The organism is Rhizobacter fulvus (genome assembly GCF_964020785.1).
This window is the reverse complement of record NZ_OZ224516.1, coordinates 4,891,344-4,910,693: the sequence shown is the minus strand read 5'-3', so window position 1 is coordinate 4,910,693 and position 19,350 is coordinate 4,891,344. Positions and strand designations below refer to the sequence as shown.

Annotated in this window: 17 protein-coding genes; 12 read left to right on the top strand and 5 right to left on the bottom strand. The window is 68.9% G+C overall.

Annotation, left to right across the window (positions count from 1 at the left end):
* Window positions 1–75: 75 nt before the first annotated feature.
* Window positions 76–861 (bottom strand): gamma-glutamyl-gamma-aminobutyrate hydrolase family protein, encoded by a 786-nt coding sequence (locus ACWH49_RS23290; protein ID WP_448173609.1) that lies wholly within the window; start codon window positions 859–861, stop codon window positions 76–78.
* Window positions 862–892: 31 nt separating this feature from the next.
* Window positions 893–2,188, bottom strand: coding sequence for an aminotransferase class III-fold pyridoxal phosphate-dependent enzyme (locus tag ACWH49_RS23285; RefSeq protein WP_448174387.1), 1,296 nt, complete (start codon window positions 2,186–2,188; stop codon window positions 893–895).
* A 251-nt stretch (window positions 2,189–2,439) separates the two neighbouring features.
* On the opposite strand from ACWH49_RS23285, the gene ACWH49_RS23280 reads away from it, so the two are divergent.
* The 9 genes from ACWH49_RS23280 to ACWH49_RS23240 all read left to right on the top strand — a co-directional run bounded on the left by ACWH49_RS23280 (window position 2,440) and on the right by ACWH49_RS23240 (window position 14,091).
* The gene (locus ACWH49_RS23280; RefSeq protein ID WP_448173608.1) at window positions 2,440–3,153 is read left to right on the top strand and encodes a type 1 glutamine amidotransferase; all 714 of its coding nucleotides are present in this window, start codon (window positions 2,440–2,442) and stop codon (window positions 3,151–3,153) included.
* A 245-nt stretch (window positions 3,154–3,398) separates the two neighbouring features.
* Entirely contained in the window at window positions 3,399–4,697 is a 1,299-nt protein-coding gene (gene aceA, locus ACWH49_RS23275) for an isocitrate lyase (protein ID WP_448173607.1), read from the top strand.
* A 236-nt stretch (window positions 4,698–4,933) separates the two neighbouring features.
* Window positions 4,934–6,430, top strand: coding sequence for a glucan biosynthesis protein G (locus tag ACWH49_RS23270; RefSeq protein WP_448174386.1), 1,497 nt, complete (start codon window positions 4,934–4,936; stop codon window positions 6,428–6,430).
* Window positions 6,427–8,709 (top strand): glucans biosynthesis glucosyltransferase MdoH, encoded by a 2,283-nt coding sequence (mdoH, locus tag ACWH49_RS23265; RefSeq protein ID WP_448173606.1) that lies wholly within the window; start codon window positions 6,427–6,429, stop codon window positions 8,707–8,709. The genes ACWH49_RS23270 and mdoH overlap by 4 nt, the downstream gene beginning before the upstream one ends.
* A 14-nt stretch (window positions 8,710–8,723) precedes the next feature.
* Window positions 8,724–9,185, top strand: a complete 462-nt coding sequence (locus ACWH49_RS23260) for a CoA-binding protein (RefSeq protein ID WP_448173605.1) — start codon at window positions 8,724–8,726, stop codon at window positions 9,183–9,185.
* Window positions 9,186–9,369: 184 nt separating this feature from the next.
* The gene (locus tag ACWH49_RS23255) at window positions 9,370–10,332 is read left to right on the top strand and encodes a questin oxidase family protein (RefSeq protein ID WP_448173604.1); all 963 of its coding nucleotides are present in this window, start codon (window positions 9,370–9,372) and stop codon (window positions 10,330–10,332) included.
* Window positions 10,333–10,361: 29 nt separating this feature from the next.
* Window positions 10,362–11,669, top strand: a complete 1,308-nt coding sequence (locus tag ACWH49_RS23250; RefSeq protein ID WP_448173603.1) for an O-acetylhomoserine aminocarboxypropyltransferase/cysteine synthase family protein — start codon at window positions 10,362–10,364, stop codon at window positions 11,667–11,669.
* Window positions 11,666–13,312, top strand: coding sequence for an acyl-CoA synthetase (locus ACWH49_RS23245; protein WP_448173602.1), 1,647 nt, complete (start codon window positions 11,666–11,668; stop codon window positions 13,310–13,312). The genes ACWH49_RS23250 and ACWH49_RS23245 overlap by 4 nt, the downstream gene beginning before the upstream one ends.
* Window positions 13,309–14,091 (top strand): enoyl-CoA hydratase, encoded by a 783-nt coding sequence (locus ACWH49_RS23240; protein ID WP_448173601.1) that lies wholly within the window; start codon window positions 13,309–13,311, stop codon window positions 14,089–14,091. The genes ACWH49_RS23245 and ACWH49_RS23240 overlap by 4 nt, the downstream gene beginning before the upstream one ends.
* A gap of 14 nt (window positions 14,092–14,105) precedes the next feature.
* Here the strand turns inward: ACWH49_RS23240 and ACWH49_RS23235 are convergent, their stop codons facing one another.
* The 3 genes from ACWH49_RS23235 to ACWH49_RS23225 form a co-directional block, all read right to left on the bottom strand.
* The gene (locus tag ACWH49_RS23235) at window positions 14,106–14,966 is read right to left on the bottom strand and encodes a phosphate/phosphite/phosphonate ABC transporter substrate-binding protein (RefSeq protein WP_448173600.1); all 861 of its coding nucleotides are present in this window, start codon (window positions 14,964–14,966) and stop codon (window positions 14,106–14,108) included.
* Between the two features lie 84 nt (window positions 14,967–15,050).
* Window positions 15,051–15,611 carry a GNAT family N-acetyltransferase gene (locus tag ACWH49_RS23230; protein ID WP_448173599.1) on the bottom strand — a complete coding sequence of 187 codons (561 nt, stop codon included), beginning with the start codon at window positions 15,609–15,611 and terminating at the stop codon, window positions 15,051–15,053.
* A gap of 9 nt (window positions 15,612–15,620) precedes the next feature.
* Entirely contained in the window at window positions 15,621–17,306 is a 1,686-nt protein-coding gene (locus ACWH49_RS23225; protein ID WP_448173598.1) for an electron transfer flavoprotein-ubiquinone oxidoreductase, read from the bottom strand.
* Between the two features lie 150 nt (window positions 17,307–17,456).
* Between ACWH49_RS23225 and ACWH49_RS23220 the strand changes: the two genes are divergently transcribed.
* From ACWH49_RS23220 to ACWH49_RS23210, 3 genes are read left to right on the top strand one after another with little or no spacing between them, the layout of a single operon-like run.
* Entirely contained in the window at window positions 17,457–18,239 is a 783-nt protein-coding gene (locus ACWH49_RS23220; RefSeq protein WP_056469706.1) for an SDR family oxidoreductase, read from the top strand.
* 2 nt (window positions 18,240–18,241) lie between these two features.
* Window positions 18,242–18,910, top strand: coding sequence for a YceH family protein (locus ACWH49_RS23215; RefSeq protein WP_448173597.1), 669 nt, complete (start codon window positions 18,242–18,244; stop codon window positions 18,908–18,910).
* Window positions 18,911–18,924: 14 nt separating this feature from the next.
* Window positions 18,925–19,344, top strand: coding sequence for an acyl-CoA thioesterase (locus ACWH49_RS23210; protein ID WP_448173596.1), 420 nt, complete (start codon window positions 18,925–18,927; stop codon window positions 19,342–19,344).
* Window positions 19,345–19,350 lie beyond the last annotated feature (6 nt).

Here is a 19,350-nt window from a genome sequence, read left to right as displayed (position 1 = left end):
CGTCTCGTTGACGTGGCGCCGGGGATCGGAGAGGACATCGGGCGTGGCGCCATCCGGGCCACGCAAGACGCGCACCTATCGATCGGGTGCGGGGGGGCGGTGCCGGTCGCGGTAGGCCGCGCACGCGGCGCCGAACGCCTTGAACAGGCGGACCGACACCGGGTTGCTCGCCGCCTGCCATTCGGGGTGCCACTGCACGCTCAGGTTGAAGCCGGGCGCTGCGGCGACCGAGAAGGCCTCGACCAGGCCATCCGGGGCGAGCGCCTCGACACGCAGGCCGTTCGCCAGACGATTCACCCCCTGGCCGTGGACGGAGTTGACGCGGATGCGCGGCTCCTCGAGCACGCGCGCGAGCACGCCACCGGGCTGCACCAGCACGTCGTGCGCGAGACCGTATTGCACCTCGGCCGGGGCGTCCTTGGGCGCGCGGTGATCGTGCCGGTCGGGCACGTCCTGCACGGCCTGGTGCAGCGAGCCGCCGAGCGCGACGTTGGCCTCCTGGAAGCCGCGGCAGATCGCGAACAGCGGGATGCCGCGTTCCAGCGTGCGCGGGACCAGCGGCAGGGTCCAGGCGTCGCGGTCGGCGTCCAGCGGGAGCGACGGGTCGCGCACGTCCTCGGCGAAATGGCTCGGGTGGACGTTCGACTGGGATCCGGTCAGCAGCACGCCGTCGGCGAGGTCGAGCAGCGCATCGAGTTCATCGGGCGCCGCGCTCGGCACGATCAGCGGCTGGCAGCCCGCGAGGCGCACCGCATCGACGTATTTCTTGCCGGCGACATGGAACGGGTGGTCGCCCAGCATGCGGTTGCATGCCGGCACGAGCACCACGGGTTTCGATCGGGAGGAGGGCGCTGCGGGCATGCTTCACAGCATACCGCGGGCCCGTGAGCGGTCAGGCCTGCTGCTTCAGCACGTCGGCGATGGTGCTGACCATCTGGTCGATGTGCGAGTTCTCGACGATCAGCGGCGGCGACAGCGCGATCGTGTCGCCGGTCGTGCGGATCAGCACTCCACGCTCCCAGCATTCGAGGAAGGCGTCGAACGCGCGCTTGCCGGGCTGCCCGGCGATCGGCTGCAGTTCGATGCCGCCGACCAGACCGATGTTGCGCACATCGATCACGTGCGGCACGCCGCGCAAAGAGTGCAGCGCGTTCTCGAACACCGGCGCCATCGTGGCGGCGCGGGTCAGCAGGCCGTCTTCCGCGTAGGTGTCGAGCGTGCCGAGCGCGGCGGCGCACGCCAGCGGATGCGACGAGTAGGTGTAGCCGTGCGGGAACTCGATCAGGTGCTCCGGCCCGGTCATGAACGCGTCGTGGATCGCCTGCTTGGCGAACACCGCACCCATCGGCACGCAGCCGTTGGTGATGCCCTTGGCGACCGTCATCAGGTCCGGCGTCACGTCGAAGTGATGGGCCGCGAACGGCGAACCGAGGCGACCGAACCCGGTGATGACCTCGTCGAAGATCAGCAGGATGCCGTGCTTGTCGCAGATTTCGCGCAGGCGCTGCAGGTAGCCCTTGGGCGGCAGCAGCACGCCTGTGGAGCCGGCGACCGGCTCGACGATCACCGCGGCGATCGTCGAGGCGTCGTGCAGGGCGACCAGGCGCTCCAGGTCGTCCGCCAGCTCGGCGCCGTGCTCGGGCACGCCCCGCGAGTACGCGTTCTTGCTCAGGTCGTGGGTGTGGCGCAGGTGATCGGCACCGGGCAGCAACGGCCCGAAGCTCTTGCGGTTGCCGACGATCCCGCCGACCGTGATGCCGCCGAAATTGACGCCGTGGTAGCCGCGCTCGCGGCCGATCAGCCGGGTGCGCGCGCCGTCGCCGCGGGCGCGGTGGTAGCCGATCGCCATCTTCAGCGCGGTCTCGACGGCCTCGGAACCCGAGTTGGCGAAGAACACCTTGTTCAGCCCGGCCGGTGTCAGCTGCACGAGTCGCTCGGCCAGTTCGAAAGCCTTCGGGTGCGCCATGTTGAATGGCGGCGCGAAGTCCATCTCGGCCGCCTGCGCGGCGATCGCCTCGACGATCTTCGGGCGCGCATGGCCTGCGTTCACGCACCACAGGCCTGCGATGCCGTCGAGGATCTGGCGGCCCTCCGGCGTCCAGTAATGCATGCCCTTGGCCTTGGCCAGCAGGCGCGGCGCCGCCTTGAACTGACGGTTGGCGGTGAAGGGCATCCAGAACGCGTCCATCGATTGGGGCGCGGCGGCAGTCGGCGCGGCAGGCGTCGCGGCAAGGGTCGCGGGATCGTCTTTGTGCATGTTCGTTCTCCGAAGAATGGCGGCAACCGGCCTCAGGCGGCACAGTCTACCGCTCGGCCCGTTCGGGCGCTGCGCGACACGGACAACCCGGCCGGGCACGAGGCCGGCGGCGATCCCGCCGGTGCCGCAGAATCGCGGCGCACTGCATTCTGGGGGCCTGGCCCCATTTCCAAGGGGGTGCCATGACCGGCCCGATCCTGATCCTTCAAAACCTTTCCGGAGATGGCCCGGGATACCTCGGAACGTGGCTCGCAGAGCGACGGATTCGAGCGATCGTCTTGAACGCCGAGCGGGGGGACCACTACCCGGAATCGATCGATGGCTATGTCGGCCTCGCGCTGCTCGGCGGCGAAATGAGCGCGAATGACGACCTGCCGCACCTGCGCCAGACCGAACGCCTGATCCTGCAAGCGATGGCTGTGGACATCCCGGTGATCGGCCACTGTCTGGGCGGGCAGCTGATGGCGCGAGCGCTGGGCGCGCGGGTGCGCACCTCGCCACAGCCGGAGATCGGCTGGCAGTCGATCACTGTCGCGGAATCGGACGTGGCGCACGCCTGGCTCGGCGGTCCGGGCGTCCGCACGGTGTACCACTGGCACAGCGAGAGTTTCGGACTGCCGCCTGGCGCCGAACGCCTGGCCGGCAACGACGCATGCCCGAACCAGGCCTTCGCCATCGGGCGTCACCTGGCATTGCAGTTCCACGTGGAGCTCGACGAGTTCAAGCTGGCCGCGTGGTCGGCGTCCGTCGATCCGGCGTACGTGCGTCAGACGCATGAGCATCCGGGCACAGTGCAGACCGGTGCCGCGATGCGCGCCGGGGCCCGCGCCGCGCTGCCCGCGCAGCAATGCATGGCGGATCGGCTCTATCGCCGTTGGCTCGACATACGCGACTGAACGCGCGTTTCACGATCGCGCGAACTGATTTCACATTGCAAAAGCCAGCAATGGTGCACTGCCGCATCGACTTTCACGACTGAGAAATTGACACCGCATTATGAAATATAAACGGTAAGTCATTGATTTTGCTCAGCCAAGAAAATAGTCTTATATAAGATACAAGTCTGGTCGATCGGTGCGATGCCCGATATCCTTGACTCCAGCGAATCACTTTTTTCTTTCCTCATCGACTGGAGCTCCCCATGACGAACCTCACCCGCGAACAACAGATTGCCGCCCTCGAAAGGGATTGGGCCGAGAACCCGCGCTGGAAGGGCATCAAGCGCGGCTATTCCGCGGCCGACGTCGTGCGCCTGCGCGGCTCGATCCAGCCCGAGCACACGCTGGCCCGCCGCGGCGCCGAGAAGCTCTGGAACCTCGTCAACACCGAGCCGTTCGTCAACACGCTCGGCGCGCTGACCGGCAACCAGGCGATGCAGCAGGTCAAGGCCGGCCTGAAGGCGATCTACCTGTCCGGCTGGCAGGTCGCGGGTGACGCCAACCTCGCCGGCGAGATGTACCCCGACCAGTCGCTGTACCCGGCCAATTCGGTGCCGATGGTGGTCAAGCGCATCAACAACACCTTCACGCGCGCCGACCAGATCCAGTGGTCGGAAGGCAAGAACGACATCGACTTCTTCGCCCCGATCGTGGCCGACGCGGAAGCCGGCTTCGGCGGCGTGCTGAACGCCTTCGAGCTGATGAAGTCGATGATCGACGCGGGCGCTTCCGGCGTCCACTTCGAAGACCAGCTGGCCTCGGTCAAGAAGTGCGGTCACATGGGCGGCAAGGTGCTCGTCCCGACGCGTGAAGCCGTCGCCAAGCTGCAGGCCGCGCGCCTGGCGGCGGACGTGATGGGTGTGCCGACGCTCGTGATCGCCCGCACCGACGCCGAAGCTGCCGACCTCGTCACCAGCGATGTCGACGACAACGACAAGCCGTTCATGACCGGCGAGCGCACCGTCGAAGGCTTCTACCGCAGCAAGCCGGGCCTGGAGCAGGCGATCTCGCGCGGCCTGGCCTACGCCGAAGTCGCCGACATGGTCTGGTGCGAGACCGGCAAGCCCGACCTGGCCTACGCGAAGAAGTTCGCCGACGCGATCCACGCCAAGTTTCCGGGCAAGCTGCTGGCGTACAACTGCTCGCCGTCGTTCAACTGGAAGAAGAACCTCGACGACGCGACGATCGCCAAGTTCCAGCGCGAACTCGGCGCGATGGGCTACAAGTTCCAGTTCATCACGCTGGCGGGCTTCCACAGCCTGAACTACTCGATGTTCAACCTGGCCCACGGCTACGCGCGCAACAACATGAGCGCGTTCGTCGAGTTGCAGGAAGCCGAGTTCGCGGCCGCGGAGAAGGGCTTCACCGCCGTCAAGCACCAGCGCGAGGTCGGCACCGGCTACTTCGACGCGGTGACCACGACGATCGAGGCGCTGTCGTCCACGGCGGCGCTGAAGGGCTCGACCGAAGACGAGCAATTCTTCGACGCCAAGCACGGTTGAACGAACGCATGCCCCGTGCGGGGGGACGCTGCGTCGGATGACGCCGCGTCCCGGTGTAAGCAAAGCCATCCGGCCCGATTGCGCCGGTAAATACCCTTAGAGTTCGTGCCTTGCACGCGCGATCGATGCAGGCCGGGAGTCGCCCCGGTCTGCACCACGCGTCTTTCACGCGTTACTCCGAGGGCCTCACTCTGAACCTCCCTGTCGACCACCCGACCGCCTGGCTTGCGCGGCTGATGCTGTGCATCACGCTCGCCGTTCCCGTCGTCGCCCAGGCCTTCGGCATCAAGGACGTCGAGGCGCGCGCGCGCACGCTCGCCGCCGACAGCTATCGCGCGCCGGCCACCAAGCTGCCGGCCGAACTCGCCGCGATCGATTACGACGCGCTGCGCGACATCCGTTTCAAGCCCGAGCGCGCCACCTGGCGCGCCGAGAAGCTGCCGTTCGAGCTGATGTATTTCCATCCGGGCAAGAATTTTCCGGACGCGGTGCGCATCAACGTCGTCGAGCCGCGCGGCCCGCGCCGCGTGGAGTTCGACACCGAGCTGTTCGACTACGGCCGCAACAAGATCGACCCGAAGAAACTGCGCAACGTCGGCTTCTCCGGGTTTCGCGTCCATTACCCAATCAACACCCGCAACTACAAGGACGAGGTGCTGGTGTTCCTCGGCGCCAGCTACTTCCGTTCGGTCGGCAAGGGGCAGGTCTACGGGTTGTCGGCCCGCGGGCTCGCGATCAACACCGCGGTGCCTTCGGGTGAGGACTTCGCGCGCTTCACGGAGTTCTGGATCGACCGCCCCGGCCGAGCCGACACCGCGCTGACGATCTACGCGCTGCTCGATTCCAAGCACCTGACCGGCGCGTACAAGTTCGTCGTCACCCCGGGCACCGAGACCGTCATCCAGGTCAGCGCCAAGCTCTACTTCCGCGAGGCCGTGGCCAAGCTCGGGATCGCGCCGCTGAACAGCATGTATTTCTTCGGCGACAACCAGCCCGGTCATCGGGACGACTACCGGCCCGAGGTGCACGACTCCGATGGGTTGTCCGTCTCGGTCGGCAATGGCGAGTGGGTGTGGCGGCCGCTGGTCAACCCGAAGCGCCTGCTGGTGACCTCGTTCGCGTCGACGCAGCTGCAAGGCTTCGGCCTGATGCAGCGCGACCGTTCGACCGCGAGCTATGAAGACCCCGAGGCGCTGTACGAGCGTCGGCCGAGCGCCTGGGTCGAGCCCGGCGGCAAGTGGGGGCCGGGCCGGGTGGAACTGGTGCAGATCCCGACGCCCGACGAGACCAACGACAACATCGTCGCGTACTGGGTGCCCGACAAGGCGCCCGATCCGAAGAAGCCCTTCGACCTGGCCTACACGATACGCTGGCAGCTCGACGGTCGGCTGCCGACCGGGCGCGCCTGGGTCGTGCAGACGCGGCGCGGCCGCGGCTACGTCAAGCAGCCCGATGGCGACCTGAACTTCGTCGTCGACTTCGACGGTCCGCCACTGCGCGAGCTGAAGCCGGAGGCCAAGCCCGAGCCGTTCGTGGAACTGGGCGGCAACGCGCAGCTGCGCGAGAAGAACCTGTTCCTGAACCCGGTGACCGGCATGTGGCGCCTGACGGTGCGGGTCAAGCGCGAGGACGCGGCCAAGCCGATCGAGATGCGCGCGCAGATTCGTGAGTCCGGCAAGGTGTTGACCGAGACCTGGAGCTACATCGTGCCGCCGGAATCGGAGAAGCCGTGAGCGACCACCTGCACCCGTCGGCGAACGGTCTGCCGGTGCCGCTGCCGCCCATCCATCGGCGCTCGATGGCGGCCCAGTCCTGGGCCGGCCATCCGCTGTGGCGGCCGGTGCGCCGGCTGTTGAAGGGGCGCGCGCCGCGGAGCTGGGAAGGCGCACCGAACGACCGCCACTTCATGCTGCGGCGCGTCGGGCTGATGCTGCTGGTGATCCTGGGCGCCGTGATCGGCACGGACTACATGGTCGACATCATGCCGGAGCATGGTCGCGACTGGGCCGAGCGGGGGCTGCTGGTGCTGTTCGCGATCCTGTTCGGCTGGGTCTCGGCCGGCTTCTGGACCGCCGTGCTCGGCGCGTGGGTGATGCTGCGCGGGCACGACCGCCATTCGGTCACCAACGTGCTGCACGGTGCGGGAGCCGCGGTGCCGATCGCACCCGACGCGCGCACCGCCGTGATCATGCCGATCTGCAACGAGGACGTGGCCACCGTCTTCGCCGGCCTGCGCGCCACGTACGAGTCGCTGGCCGCGACCGACGCGGCAGAGCGCTTCGATTTCTACGTGCTCAGCGACACCAACGATCCGGACGCGCGCGTCGCCGAGCAGGTCGCCTGGACGCACCTGACCGAGGCGCTCGCCGCCGCCGGTGACGCCGCCCGGGTCCACTACCGCTGGCGTCAGCACCGCACCCATCGCAAGGCCGGCAACGTGGCGGACTTCTGCCGGCGCTTCGGCGCCGACTACAAGTACATGATCGTGCTCGACGCCGACAGCGTGATGAGCGGCGAGTGCCTGGTCTCGATGGTGCGCATGATGGAGGCGCACCCCGACACCGGCATCATCCAGACGGCGCCGCGCGCTGCCGGCCACGAGACCACGCACGCACGCATCCTGCAGTTCTGCTCGCGAGTCTACGGCCCGCTGTTCACGACCGGCCTGCACTACTGGCAGCTCGGCGAATCGCACTACTGGGGCCACAACGCGATCCTGCGCATCGAGCCGTTCATGGCGCAGTGCGCGCTGCCGCCGCTGCCGGGCAAGACCTCGCTGTCCGGGGGCGTGATGTCGCACGATTTCGTCGAGGCGGCGTTGATGCGCCGTGCCGGCTGGAAGGTCTGGATCGCGCACGACCTCGAAGGCAGCTACGAGCAGGTGCCGCCGAACCTGCTGGCCGAACTCGGCCGCGACCGGCGCTGGGCCCAGGGCAACCTGCAGAACTCGCGCCTGACGTTCGAGCCCGGCCTGCACCCGGTGCATCGCACGGTGTTCGTGACCGGCGTGCTGGCCTACCTGTCGTCGCCGTTCTGGCTCGCGTTCCTGTTGCTCTCGACGGTGCTGTTCGCGACCCACTCGCACGTCGTGCCGACCTATTTCACCGAGCCCTATCAGCTCTTCCCGAGCTGGCCGACCGCGAATTTCAAGCTCATGCTGACGCTGTTCGGGCTGACGGCGGTGCTGCTGCTGGCGCCGAAGGTGATCTCGCTGATCGCGATCCTGTCGCGCGGCGAGGGGCGGCGCTACGGCGGCGCCGGCAAGCTGCTGCTGAGCGCGTTGCTGGAGTTCCTGCACTCGGTGCTGCTCGCGCCGGTGCGCATGCTGTTCCACACCCAGTTCGTGCTGGCGGCGCTCGCCGGCATCAAGCTGGCGTGGAAGTCTCCGCCGCGCCACGATGCCGCGACCGGGTGGGGCGAGGCGTTCCGCCGCCATATCGTGCACACGCTGCTCGCGGTGGGCTGGATCGTCGTGATCGTCATCACCAGCACCGTGTTCCAGTGGTGGTTGTCGCCGGTGCTGGCGGGGCTGCTGCTGGCGATCCCGCTGTCGGCCTGGACCAGCCGTGCCGCGCCGGGGCGCTGGCTGCGCCGGCGCGGCATCTTCCTGATCCCCGAAGAGCTGTCGCAACCGGCGGTGCTGGCCGAGGCCGAGCGCCATGCCGCGGCGTTCGACGTGCTGCCGGTCTTCACCGAGGCGGTGACCGATGCCGCTGTCCACGCCGCCGTGCTGCGCTCGATTCCGGCGCGGCCCGCGGCGCAGGGCGCCAAGGCCGTGGCGCAGGCCCGCCTGATCGAGCGTGCCGCCGCGGACGGCCCCGGAGCGCTGAGCAACGCCGACCGCCTGCGTCTGCTGGGCGATGCGCAGGCGCTGGCGGCGCTGCGCGCGCAGGTGCTGCGCACAGGCGCGCATCCCGACTGGGCCGTCGCGGCCGCCGCGGCGCAGGGTGCCGTGTCGCCAGCGGCCGAAGACGCGGCGCAGGCCGAGAATTCGATCGCCTCCGCGCACTGAAGGACGAACCGCGCATGTCCGACGACATCTCCACCTTGCGCCGCATCCTGCGGGAGTGCCGCACGATCGCCGTCGTCGGGCTGTCCGCCGAATGGCATCGTCCCAGCTACTTCGCGGCCAAGTACATGCAGCAGCACGGGTACCGGATCATCCCGGTCAATCCGCGCTATACCGAGGTGCTCGGCGTGCGCTGCTACTCCAGCCTCGACGCGATCGGCGAGCGCGTCGACATGGTCGACGTGTTCCGCCGCACCGAGGACGTGCTGCCGATCGCCCAGCAGGCCGTCGCGATCGGCGCACGCTGCCTGTGGCAGCAGATCGGCGTCGTCAACCGCGAGGCCGCCGAACTCGCCCGCGCCGCGGGCCTGGACACCGTGATGGACCGCTGCGTCAAGATCGAGCACGCGCGCCTGTTCGGCGGGCTCCACTGGGCCGGCGTCAACACCCGCGTCATCTCCGCAAAGCGGCCGGTTTGACGGCTGGCCCGGGCGGGGAGTCGCCCATCAACCAGCTTGGGCCCGGTCCGCGAGCGACCGGCGCAGCGTGCTGCGCGCGTAATGCCTGTGGTTGCCGTCGCGGCGCAGACCCTGGATGAGCCCCTCTTGACTTCACGTGCGGATGAGATTTTAGGATCCGCATCGTGTTGATCCGGAACTCTTCATGAACGCACTCCACACGCTGCTCGACCGTGCCGCCGATCTGCCCGCCGAATACGGGGACGGGCTGACGAGCCACCTGCCGATGGCCCTGCATGCGCTGCAGCGGCTCGGCGCCACCGACGCACGCCTCGCGTCGTTCTTCGAGCGCTATGTCGCACGCCTCGGCGCGCGGCGCGACCCCGTGCCCACGGCGCGGCGCCTGGCCGACTGGACTGCGTCGCGCGGGGACTGGGAAGCCTTCGGCGTGCTGCGCGCGCATTTCGCCGCGGCGCTGGCGGAGCAGGGCGCCGCCGCGGTCCTGGCGGAAGCGCTGCCGCCGCTGTGGACCGGCATCGCCGCGGCGGCTTTCCACGGACCGATCCGCGCCGCCCACGCGGTCGAGGCCGGGCACGGCGGGGAACTGGCCACCGCGCTGGCCTATTGGGCGGCGCGCTGGCAGGCGGTCGAGGCCGCACCGCCGACGCAGCCGCCGCTCGACTTCGACGCCTGGTTCGACCGGTTCGTCGACGCCGACGTGGCCGCCGCGATCAACGCGCCGCTGATCTCGGGGCGCATCGCGAAGGCGAGCGCGACACCCACCTTCCGCGCCGATGCTGCGCGACTCGTTCCGCCCGCCGACGCGGTCGGCACGCTCGCGCGCCATGCCGCCCGGCTCTACGCGCAGTCGCGCAACTTCACCGTGCTGCACATCGTCACCGCGGCGCGCGCGCTGCGCGTGCTGAGCGCATTCGCGGCGCCGGCCGGGCCGGCGCTCTGGCCAGCGGTGGCGGCCGCGCTGATGGCGGCACAGGTGCAACGCCGCGGCGCCGACGCCGCTGGCGCGTGGGGATGGGCGGAGGTGAACGCCGCGGCGATCGACTCCGACGACGACCACGTGATCAAGCTCGTGCACGCCTGCATGGAGCACGCGAAGCATGACCCCGACCCCGCGTTCCTCGCCGCCGCCCGCTGCGCCGTCAGTTGAGACCAAGCCGCTGCTGGTAGATTGGGCGGATGGCCGATCACTCCTTCCAGCCCGAGACGCTCGCGATCCACGCCGGGCAGATCCCGGACGCCGCCACCGGCGCGCGCGCGTTGCCGATCTACCAGACCACCAGCTTCGTGTTCGACAGCGCCGACCACGCGGCCAGCCTGTTCAACCTGCAGACCTTCGGCAACGTCTACTCGCGGCTGTCGAACCCGACGGTCGCAGCGCTCGAGGAGCGGGTCGCGGCGCTCGAAGGCGGCCGCGCGGCGCTGGCGTCGGCCAGCGGCATGGCGTCTGAAGCGATGGCGCTGATGACGCTGCTGCAGCAGGGCGACCACGTCGTCGCGGCCGGCGCGCTGTACGGCGGCTCGGTCAGCATGCTGGCGGTGAACCTGCGCAAGCTCGGGATCGACACCACCTTCGTCGATGTCGGCTCGGTCGATGCGTTCGCCGCCGCGATGCGGCCCAACACCCGGGCCGTGTTTGCCGAGAGCCTGGGCAACCCGAGCCTGACGGTGCTCGACATCGCCGCGGTCGCCGAGGTCGCGCACGCGCACGGCGTGCCGCTGATCGTCGACAACACGGTGCCGTCGCCATTCCTGTGCAACCCGATCCGCTTCGGCGCCGACATCGTCGTGCACTCCGCCACCAAGTACCTGGCCGGCCACGGCACGACGCTGGGGGGCGTGATCGTCGAGAGTGGCAAATTCCCATGGGACAACGGCAAGTTTCCGGGCATGACCGAGCCGTCGCCCGGCTACCACGGCGTCAAGTTCTACGAGACCTTTGGCGACTTCGGCTTCACGATGCGCGCGCGCATGGAGACGCTGCGGGTGTATGGCGCCGCGCTGTCGCCGATGAGCGCGTGGCAGATCCTGCAAGGCGTCGAGACGCTGCACGTGCGGATGGAGCGGCACTGCGCGAACGCGCGTCGCGTCGCCGACTTCCTGCGCGCGCATCCGCGCGTCAGCTGGGTCAACTATCCGGGTCTGGCCGACCACCCGCAGCATGCGCTGGTCACGAAGCAGATGCGGATGGTCGACGGCGCGCCGGGCGCGTCGGGGCTGCTGGCTTTCGGCGTCAAGGGGGGCTTGCCCGCCGGCGTGAAGTTCATCGAGGCGGCGCAGTTCATGAGCCACCTGGCGAACATCGGCGACACCCGCACGCTGATCATCCACCCGGCCTCGACCACGCATCGCCAGCTCGACGATGCGCAGCAACTCGCCGCGGGCGTGCTGCCGGACATGGTGCGGATGTCGGTCGGGATCGAACACATCGACGACATCCTGTGGGACATTGATCAGGCCCTGGCGGCCAGCGGAGACGAACGATGAGCGAACACATGTACGAGCTGGGCCTGCCCAAGAACGCCGCGAACTTCGTCGCGCTGTCGCCGATCAGCTTCGTCGAGCGCAGTGCCGAGGTCTTCGGCGACCTGCCGGCGGTGATCCACGGCGCTCGGCGATACAACTGGCGCGAGTTGCGCGACCGCTCGGCGCGCCTCGCGGCCGCGCTGCGCGCCCTGGGCGTCGGTCGGCTCGACACGGTCAGCGTCATGTTGCCGAACACCCCCGAGATGGTGGAGGTGCACTACGCGGTGCCGGCTCTCAACGCCGTGCTCAACACGCTGAACACGCGGCTCGATGCACGCCTGCTCGCGTGGCAGATGAACCACTGCGAAGCCAAGGTGCTCATCACCGATCGCGAGTTCGCCCCGCTGATCGGCGCCGCGCTGCACGTGCTGCGGGAAGAGCACGGCCGCTCGCCGATCGTGATCGACGTGAGCGACAGCGAGTTCGCCGGCGCCGGCGAGCGCCTCGGTGCGCACGACTACGAAGCGCTGCTCGACGCGCATCCGCCGCTGGAACGCCTCGACGGCCCGCGCGACGAATGGGACGCGATCGCGGTCTCGTACACCTCGGGCACGACCGGCGATCCGAAGGGTGTCGTCACCCACCACCGCGGCGCGTACCTGAATTCGGTCTGCAATGCCGCGACCTGGACGATGCCGCACTTCCCGACGTATCTGTGGACGCTGCCGATGTTCCATTGCAACGGCTGGTGCTTCCCGTGGACGATCGCGCTGCTCGGCGGCACACACGTGTGCCTGCGCAAGGTCGACGCGGCGAACATCCTCGCGGCGATGCGCGACCACGGCGTCGACCACTACTGCGCCGCGCCGATCGTGCACAACCTGTTGATCTCGGCGCCGGCCGAACTGCGCGCCGGCATCGGCCAGAAGGTGCGCGGCATGGTGGCCGGTGCATCGCCGTCCGCCGCGATGATCGAGGGCATGGCCAAGCTCGGCATCGACATCACCCACACCTACGGGCTGACCGAGGTCTACGGGCCGGCCTCGGTGGCCGTCAAGCGCGCGGGCTGGGGCGGCGAAAGCCTGTCGGAGCAGGCCCGCCTGAACGGTCGGCAAGGCGTGCGTTACGGCCTGCAGGAGGGCATGACGGTGATGGACGCCGAGACCCTGGTCGAGACGCCGTCCGACGCGACCACGATGGGCGAGATCATGTTCCGCGGCAACATCGTGATGAAGGGCTACCTGAAGAACCCGGTGGCGACGCAGAAGGCGTTCGAGGGCGGCTGGTTCCACACCGGCGACCTGGCGGTGATGGAGCCGGACCGCTACGTCAAGATCAAGGACCGCAGCAAGGACATCATCATCTCCGGCGGCGAGAACATCTCGTCGCTCGAGGTCGAGGACGCGCTCTATCGGCACCCAGCGGTGCTCGCCTGTGCCGTGGTCGCGAAGGCCGACGACAAGTGGGGCGAGACGCCGGTCGCGTTCGTCGAGCTGCGGCCCGATGCGCCTGCCGTGACGGCCGGCGACCTGATCGCCCATTGCAAGGGCCTGCTGGCCGGCTACAAGCTGCCGCGCGAGGTGCGCTTCGAGGAAATTCCGAAGACCTCCACCGGCAAGATCCAGAAGTTCGCGCTGCGCGAACGCACGAAAGGCACGTCATGACTCCCACCGATCCGCTGGTGCTGCGCACGCGCGACGCGCGCGGCGTCGTCACGCTGACGCTGAACCGGCCGCAGGCCTTCAACGCGCTGTCCGAGGCACTGCTGACGGCGTTGCAGCAGGAACTTGACGGCGTCGCCGAGGACGCCAGCGCGCGCGTTGTCGTGCTCGCCGCCTCGGGCAAGGCCTTTTGCGCGGGCCACGACCTGAAGGAGATGCGCGCCGCGCCGTCGCTGGACTACTACCAGCGCCTGTTCGCCCAGTGCGGCGCGATGATGCTGAGCGTGCAGAAGCTGCCGGTGCCGGTGATCGCGCGGGTGCAGGGCCTCGCAACGGCGGCCGGCTGCCAGCTGGTCTCGATGTGCGACCTGGCGGTGGCGGCGAGCGACGCGCGATTCGCCGTCAGCGGCATCAACGTCGGGCTGTTCTGCTCGACGCCGAGCGTCGCGCTGTCGCGCAACCTGGCGCGCAAGGCCGCGTTCGAGATGCTGGTCACCGGCGAGTTCATCAGCGCCGCGCAGGCGCTCGACAAGGGCCTGGTGAACCGCGTCGCGGCGCCGGACCGGCTGGATGCCGAGATCGAGTCGCTGGTCGCCAGCATCGTCGCCAAGCCGCGGGTTGCGATCGCGATGGGCAAGCAGCTGTTCTACCGCCAGCTCGAGACCGGCATCGAGGCGGCCTACGAAGACGCCGCGCAGACCATGGCCTGCAACATGATGGACGCCAGCGCGCTCGAAGGCGTGCAAGCCTTTATCGACAAGCGCGCGCCCGACTGGCGCTGAGCGCGCGCCGCCGGCTACTTCTTCGCCAGCCAGCCCAGCAGCGCGCGCAGCTGCGGCTCGGTGCCGGTGTCGAACTCCTTGATGCCGATGCGCTGCAGCGTCGCCTGGCCGGCCTCGGTGTCCTTCAGCTGCCCGAGCGCCTTCTGGATCGCGGCGACCTGCGCCGGCGTGACCTTGGCGTTGGCGATCAGCGGGAAATAGGGCTGCGCGATGCTCTTGTGGATCAACGTCGCGCCGTCCTTCTCGAACTCCTTGCGGGCGCCCGAGTACGAGGCCACCGCGCCGACATCGCCGAAGCCGTTGTCCAGGAAGAACTTCACCGCGGCCTGCTCGCGGACGAACTGCACCTTCTCGCTCGTGACCGTGATGCCGCGATCACGCAGCTCGGCGGTGCAGAAACGCGCCATGTAGGAGACCTGCTCCGGCAGCACCCAGCGCTGGCCCTTGGCCTGGTCGAGCGACTTGATCGGCGACCCCTTGCGGGTGAACAGCATGCACTGGCCGTCGGGCTTGGCGGTGGCGACATAGCGGTAGCCGTAGTCCTGGATGCCGCGCGCCGGGAAGTCGCTCGGCCGCGCCATCACGTAGTTCAGCCGGCCGCTGCGCATGCCTTCCTCGAGCTGGGCGAACTCGCGGATGAAGACGACGCGCACCTGCTGCTTCGCCGCCACGCCGATCGCCTGCGCCAGATCGCCGTACTTGGCGATCACGCGCGCGTGGTCGGTGCCGCCGGACGTGCCCTCGCTGATGCCGAGCACGATCTCGTTCGGCTCGGGGGCCGATTGCGACCAGGCGGGCAGGGCGGAGGCAAGCAGCACACCCAGCAGCGCACCCGCCCGCGTGACAACGCGCACGGCCGCTCGAATCGGAATCATCATCTGTCTCCAGGACGCCCCACGGGCCTGCCGGCTCTATCGGCGCGCCATGCCGGCGACGAAGGGCGGCTGTGCAATCAAACGTTACGGTGCTGACGGTGCGATCGGTGCCAGCGCCAGCTGCACGTGCACCACGCCGTCCTCCTCGGGCGACACGGTCATCGGCAGGCCGCTGCGGGCGAAGACCCGCAGCATCGGCAGATTGCGGGCCAGCACTTCGGCGTCGAAGCGCTCGATGCCGTCGTCACGCGCCAGCGCGGTGAGCACGTCCAGCAATTTGCCGCTGATGCCCTGGCCCTGCACGTCCTCCTCGACCGCGAACGCCACTTCCGCGGCGCGGGCACCGGTCGCCGCCGGCAAGGTCACGTAGCCGCCGCTGCCGACGATGATCTCGCCGGCCTCCGTCGGCAGCGTCACGACCAGCACCACCCGCTCGTGGAAGTCGGGGTCGCACAGGCGGTCCAGGTCGGCCTCGCTCAACTCGTGCTTGAACGAGAAGTAACGCAGGTAGACCGACTCGGGTTCGAGTGCGTGGAACGCCGCCTGCAGTCGGTCGCGGTCGTCCGGGCGGATCGCGCGTACCACCGCCCCGCTGCCGCCCCGGAGCGTGAACGCCTCGCGGAAGCCGCGTGCCGCGTCGTTCATGGGCGCGGCCTACATGCCGGCATAGTTCGGCCCGCCGCCGCCTTCGGGCGCGACCCAGACGATGTTTTGCGTCGGGTCCTTGATGTCGCAGGTCTTGCAGTGCACGCAGTTCTGCGCGTTGATCTGCAGGCGGTCCGTGTTGTCGGCGTTCTTGACGAACTCGTAGACGCCGGCCGGGCAGTAGCGGCTCTCGGGGCCGGCGTACTTCGCGAGGTTCACGGTGACCGGGATGCTCGCGTCCTTCAGCGTCAGGTGCGCCGGCTGGTGCTCGTTGTGGTTGGTGTTGCTGATGAACACGCTCGACAGGCGGTCGAACGTGAGCTTGCCGTCCGGCTTGGGGTAGGTGATCTGCGGGCAGTCGGCGGCCGGCTTCAGGCGGGTGTGGTCGGCCTCGGTGCGGTGGATCGTCCACGGCGGCGACTTCACGCCCATCATCGGCAGCAGCCATTGCTCGATGCCGGTCATGAACGAGCCGACGTACACGCCCTTCTTGAACCACTGTTTGAAGTTGCGCGACTGGTCGAGCTCGGCCTTCAGCCAGCTGGTTTCGAACGACTGCGGGTAGGCGCTCAGCTCGTCGTGCTGGCGGCCCGCGGTGACCGCGGCGAACGCGGCGTCGGCTGCCAGCATGCCGGTCTTGATCGCGGCGTGGCTGCCCTTGATGCGCGCGGCGTTCAGCGTGCCGGCCTCGCAGCCGATCAGCGCGCCGCCCGGGAACACCAGCTTGGGCAGGCTCAGCAGCCCGCCGGCGGTGATCGCGCGCGCGCCGTAGCCGATGCGCTTGCCGCCTTCGAGGAAGGTCTTGATGCGCGGGTGCGTCTTCCAGCGCTGCATCTCCTCGAACGGGCTCAGCCAGGGGTTCTGGTAGTCCAGGCCGACGACCAGGCCGAGCGTGACCAGGTTGCCCTCGAGGTGGTACAGGAAGCCGCCGCCGTAGGTCATCGGGTCCATCGGCCAGCCGGCGGTGTGCACCACCAGGCCGGGCTGGTGCTTGGCCGGGTCGATCTCCCACAGCTCCTTGACGCCGATCGCGTAGGACTGCGGGTCCTTGCCGGCATCGAGCTTGAAGTTGGCGATCAGCTGGCGGCCGAGCTGGCCGCGCGCGCCCTCGGCGAACACGGTGTACTTGGCATGCAGCTCCATGCCGAGCTGAAACTCGCCGGTCAGCTCGCCATTCTTGTCGACGCCCATGTTGCCGGTGGCGATGCCCTTGACAGCGCCCGCCTCGTTGTAGAGCACCTCGGTGGCGGCGAAGCCCGGGAAGATCTCGACGCCCAGCCCCTCGGCCTGCTGCGCGAGCCAGCGCACCACGTTGCCCAGGCTGATGACGTAGTTGCCTTCGTTGTGGAAGCAGTCGGGGATCAGGAAGCTCGGCGTGTCGAACGCGCCGGTCTCGCTCAGGAACAGCACCTGGTCGGCGGTGACGGGCTGGTTCAGCGGCGCGCCGAGTTCCTTCCAGTTGGGCAGCAGCTCGGTCAGGGCCTTCGGGTCCATCACGGCGCCGCTCAGGATGTGGGCGCCGGGCTCGGAGCCCTTCTCGAGCACGACGACCGAGATCTCCTTGCCCTGCTCGGCGGCGAGCTGCTTCAGCCGGATGGCGGTCGCCAGGCCGCCGGGGCCGCCGCCGACAACGACCACGTCGTATTCCATCGCTTCGCGCGGGCCGTGTGCGGCAAGGATTTCAGCGGGCGTCATGCGGCTTCCTTCGGGTTGTCATTGGCGGTGGATTCTAGGCGCGCAGGCGCCTCGAACAGCCCCTTGCCGCGCGGGTTGGAGGAGGCTCCCCAACACCGGCTGCGTGCTATCGTGCCTGCGCATTCACGCATCCGTGGGAGAGACGAGCACATGAGCTACAACATCGATCTGTCGGGCCGGGTCGCGCTGGTGACAGGCGCGTCCAGCGGCCTGGGCGAGCAGTTCGCCAAGACGCTCGCGAAGGCCGGCGCCGGCGTGGTGCTCGCCGGGCGCCGCATCGAGCGCCTGAAGACGCTGCGCGCCGAGATCGAAGGCGACGGCGGCGATGCGCACGTCGTCACGCTCGACGTGACCGACCGCGACAGCATCAAGTCGGCGGTCGCGCATGCCGAGACCGAGATGGGCACGATCGACATCCTGGTCAACAACTCCGGTGTCGGCACGACCCAGCTGCTGACCGAGGTCACCGAGGACGACTACGACTACGTCTTCAACACCAACACCCGCGGCGCGTTCTTCGTCGCGCAGGAGGTCGGCAAGCGGATGATCGCGCGCTCCAAGGGCGCGGCACCCGGCACCTTCACCGGCGGGCGCATCGTCAACATCGCGTCGATGGCCGGCATCAAGCCGCTGAGCCGGATCGGCGTGTACGCGATGAGCAAGGCGGCGGTCGTGCACATGACGCGCGCGATGGCGCTGGAATGGGGCCGCTACGGCATCAACGTCAACGCGATCTGCCCCGGCTACATCGACACCGAGATCAACCACCACCAGTGGAGCACCGAGCAGGGACGCAAGCTGATCGAGATGCTGCCGCGCAAGCGCGTCGGCCAGCCGTCCGATCTGGACGCGGTGCTGATGATGCTGGTCGCGAACGAGAGCCACTTCGTCAACGGCGCCGTGATCCAGGCCGACGACGGTTTCGGCGTCTAGGCATGCAGCTCCGGCCCCTGTCGCTGCTGGAAGCACGCGTGCTGGGCGTGCTGATCGAGAAGGCCCACACGGTGCCCGACAGCTACCCGCTGTCGCTCAACTCGCTGACGCTGGGCTGCAACCAGAAGACCGCCCGCGAGCCGGTGCTGAATGCGCTCGAAGCCGAAGTGCAGGACGCGGTGCTGGCGTTGAAGGCGTTGAACCTCGTGTTCGAGGCCAGCGGCTCGCGCGTGACGCGCTACGAGCACAACGCGGGGCGGGCGCTCGCGCTGCCGTCGCAATCGATCGCGCTGCTGGCCACGCTGGTGCTGCGCGGGCCGCAGACGGTGTCGGAGCTGCGCACGGCCTCCGAGCGGTTGCACAAGTTTGCCGACCTGTCGTCGGTCGAGGGTTTTCTCGACGAGCTCGCCGCGCGGGCGGACGAGAAGGGCGGCGCGCTGGTCGTCAAGCTGCCGCGCGCCCCGGGCGCGCGCGAGCCGCGCTGGGCGCATCTGCTGAGCGGTGCGGTCGACACCTCGTTGATGCCGGTCGCCACCGATTCGGCCGATTTCGTCGCCGCCAGCGAACTGGTGGCGCTGAAGGCGCAGCAGGGTGCGATGCAGGCCGAACTGACGGAACTGCGCGGGCTCGTCGATCGGCTCTATGCCGAACTCGGCGTGACCCGCACCTGAAGGAACCGAGACCGATGCGATTCGACCTGCCCGACGAGAAGAAGCTGACCCACGAGATGATCATCCCGATGCGCTGGGGCGACATGGACGCGATGGGCCACATCAACAACACGATCTACTTCCGCTACATGGAGTCGGTGCGGCTGGAGTGGCTGTTCAAGGTCGGCGGCGCGACCGACGCGCAGGGCAACGGCCCGGTCATCGTCAACGCCTTCTGCAACTTCATCCGCCAGCTCAAGTACCCCGGTGACCTGCTCGCGAAGCACTACGTGGCGAACCCCGGACGAACCAGCTTTGACACCTACCTGACGCTGGAGCGCACCGACGCGCCCGGTGTGATCTGCGCCTCCGGCGGCGCGAAGACGGTGTGGGTCAACTACGCGGCGGAGAAGTCGGTGCCGCTGCCGGAAGCGGTGCGCGCGCTGATCGCCTGATCGGCC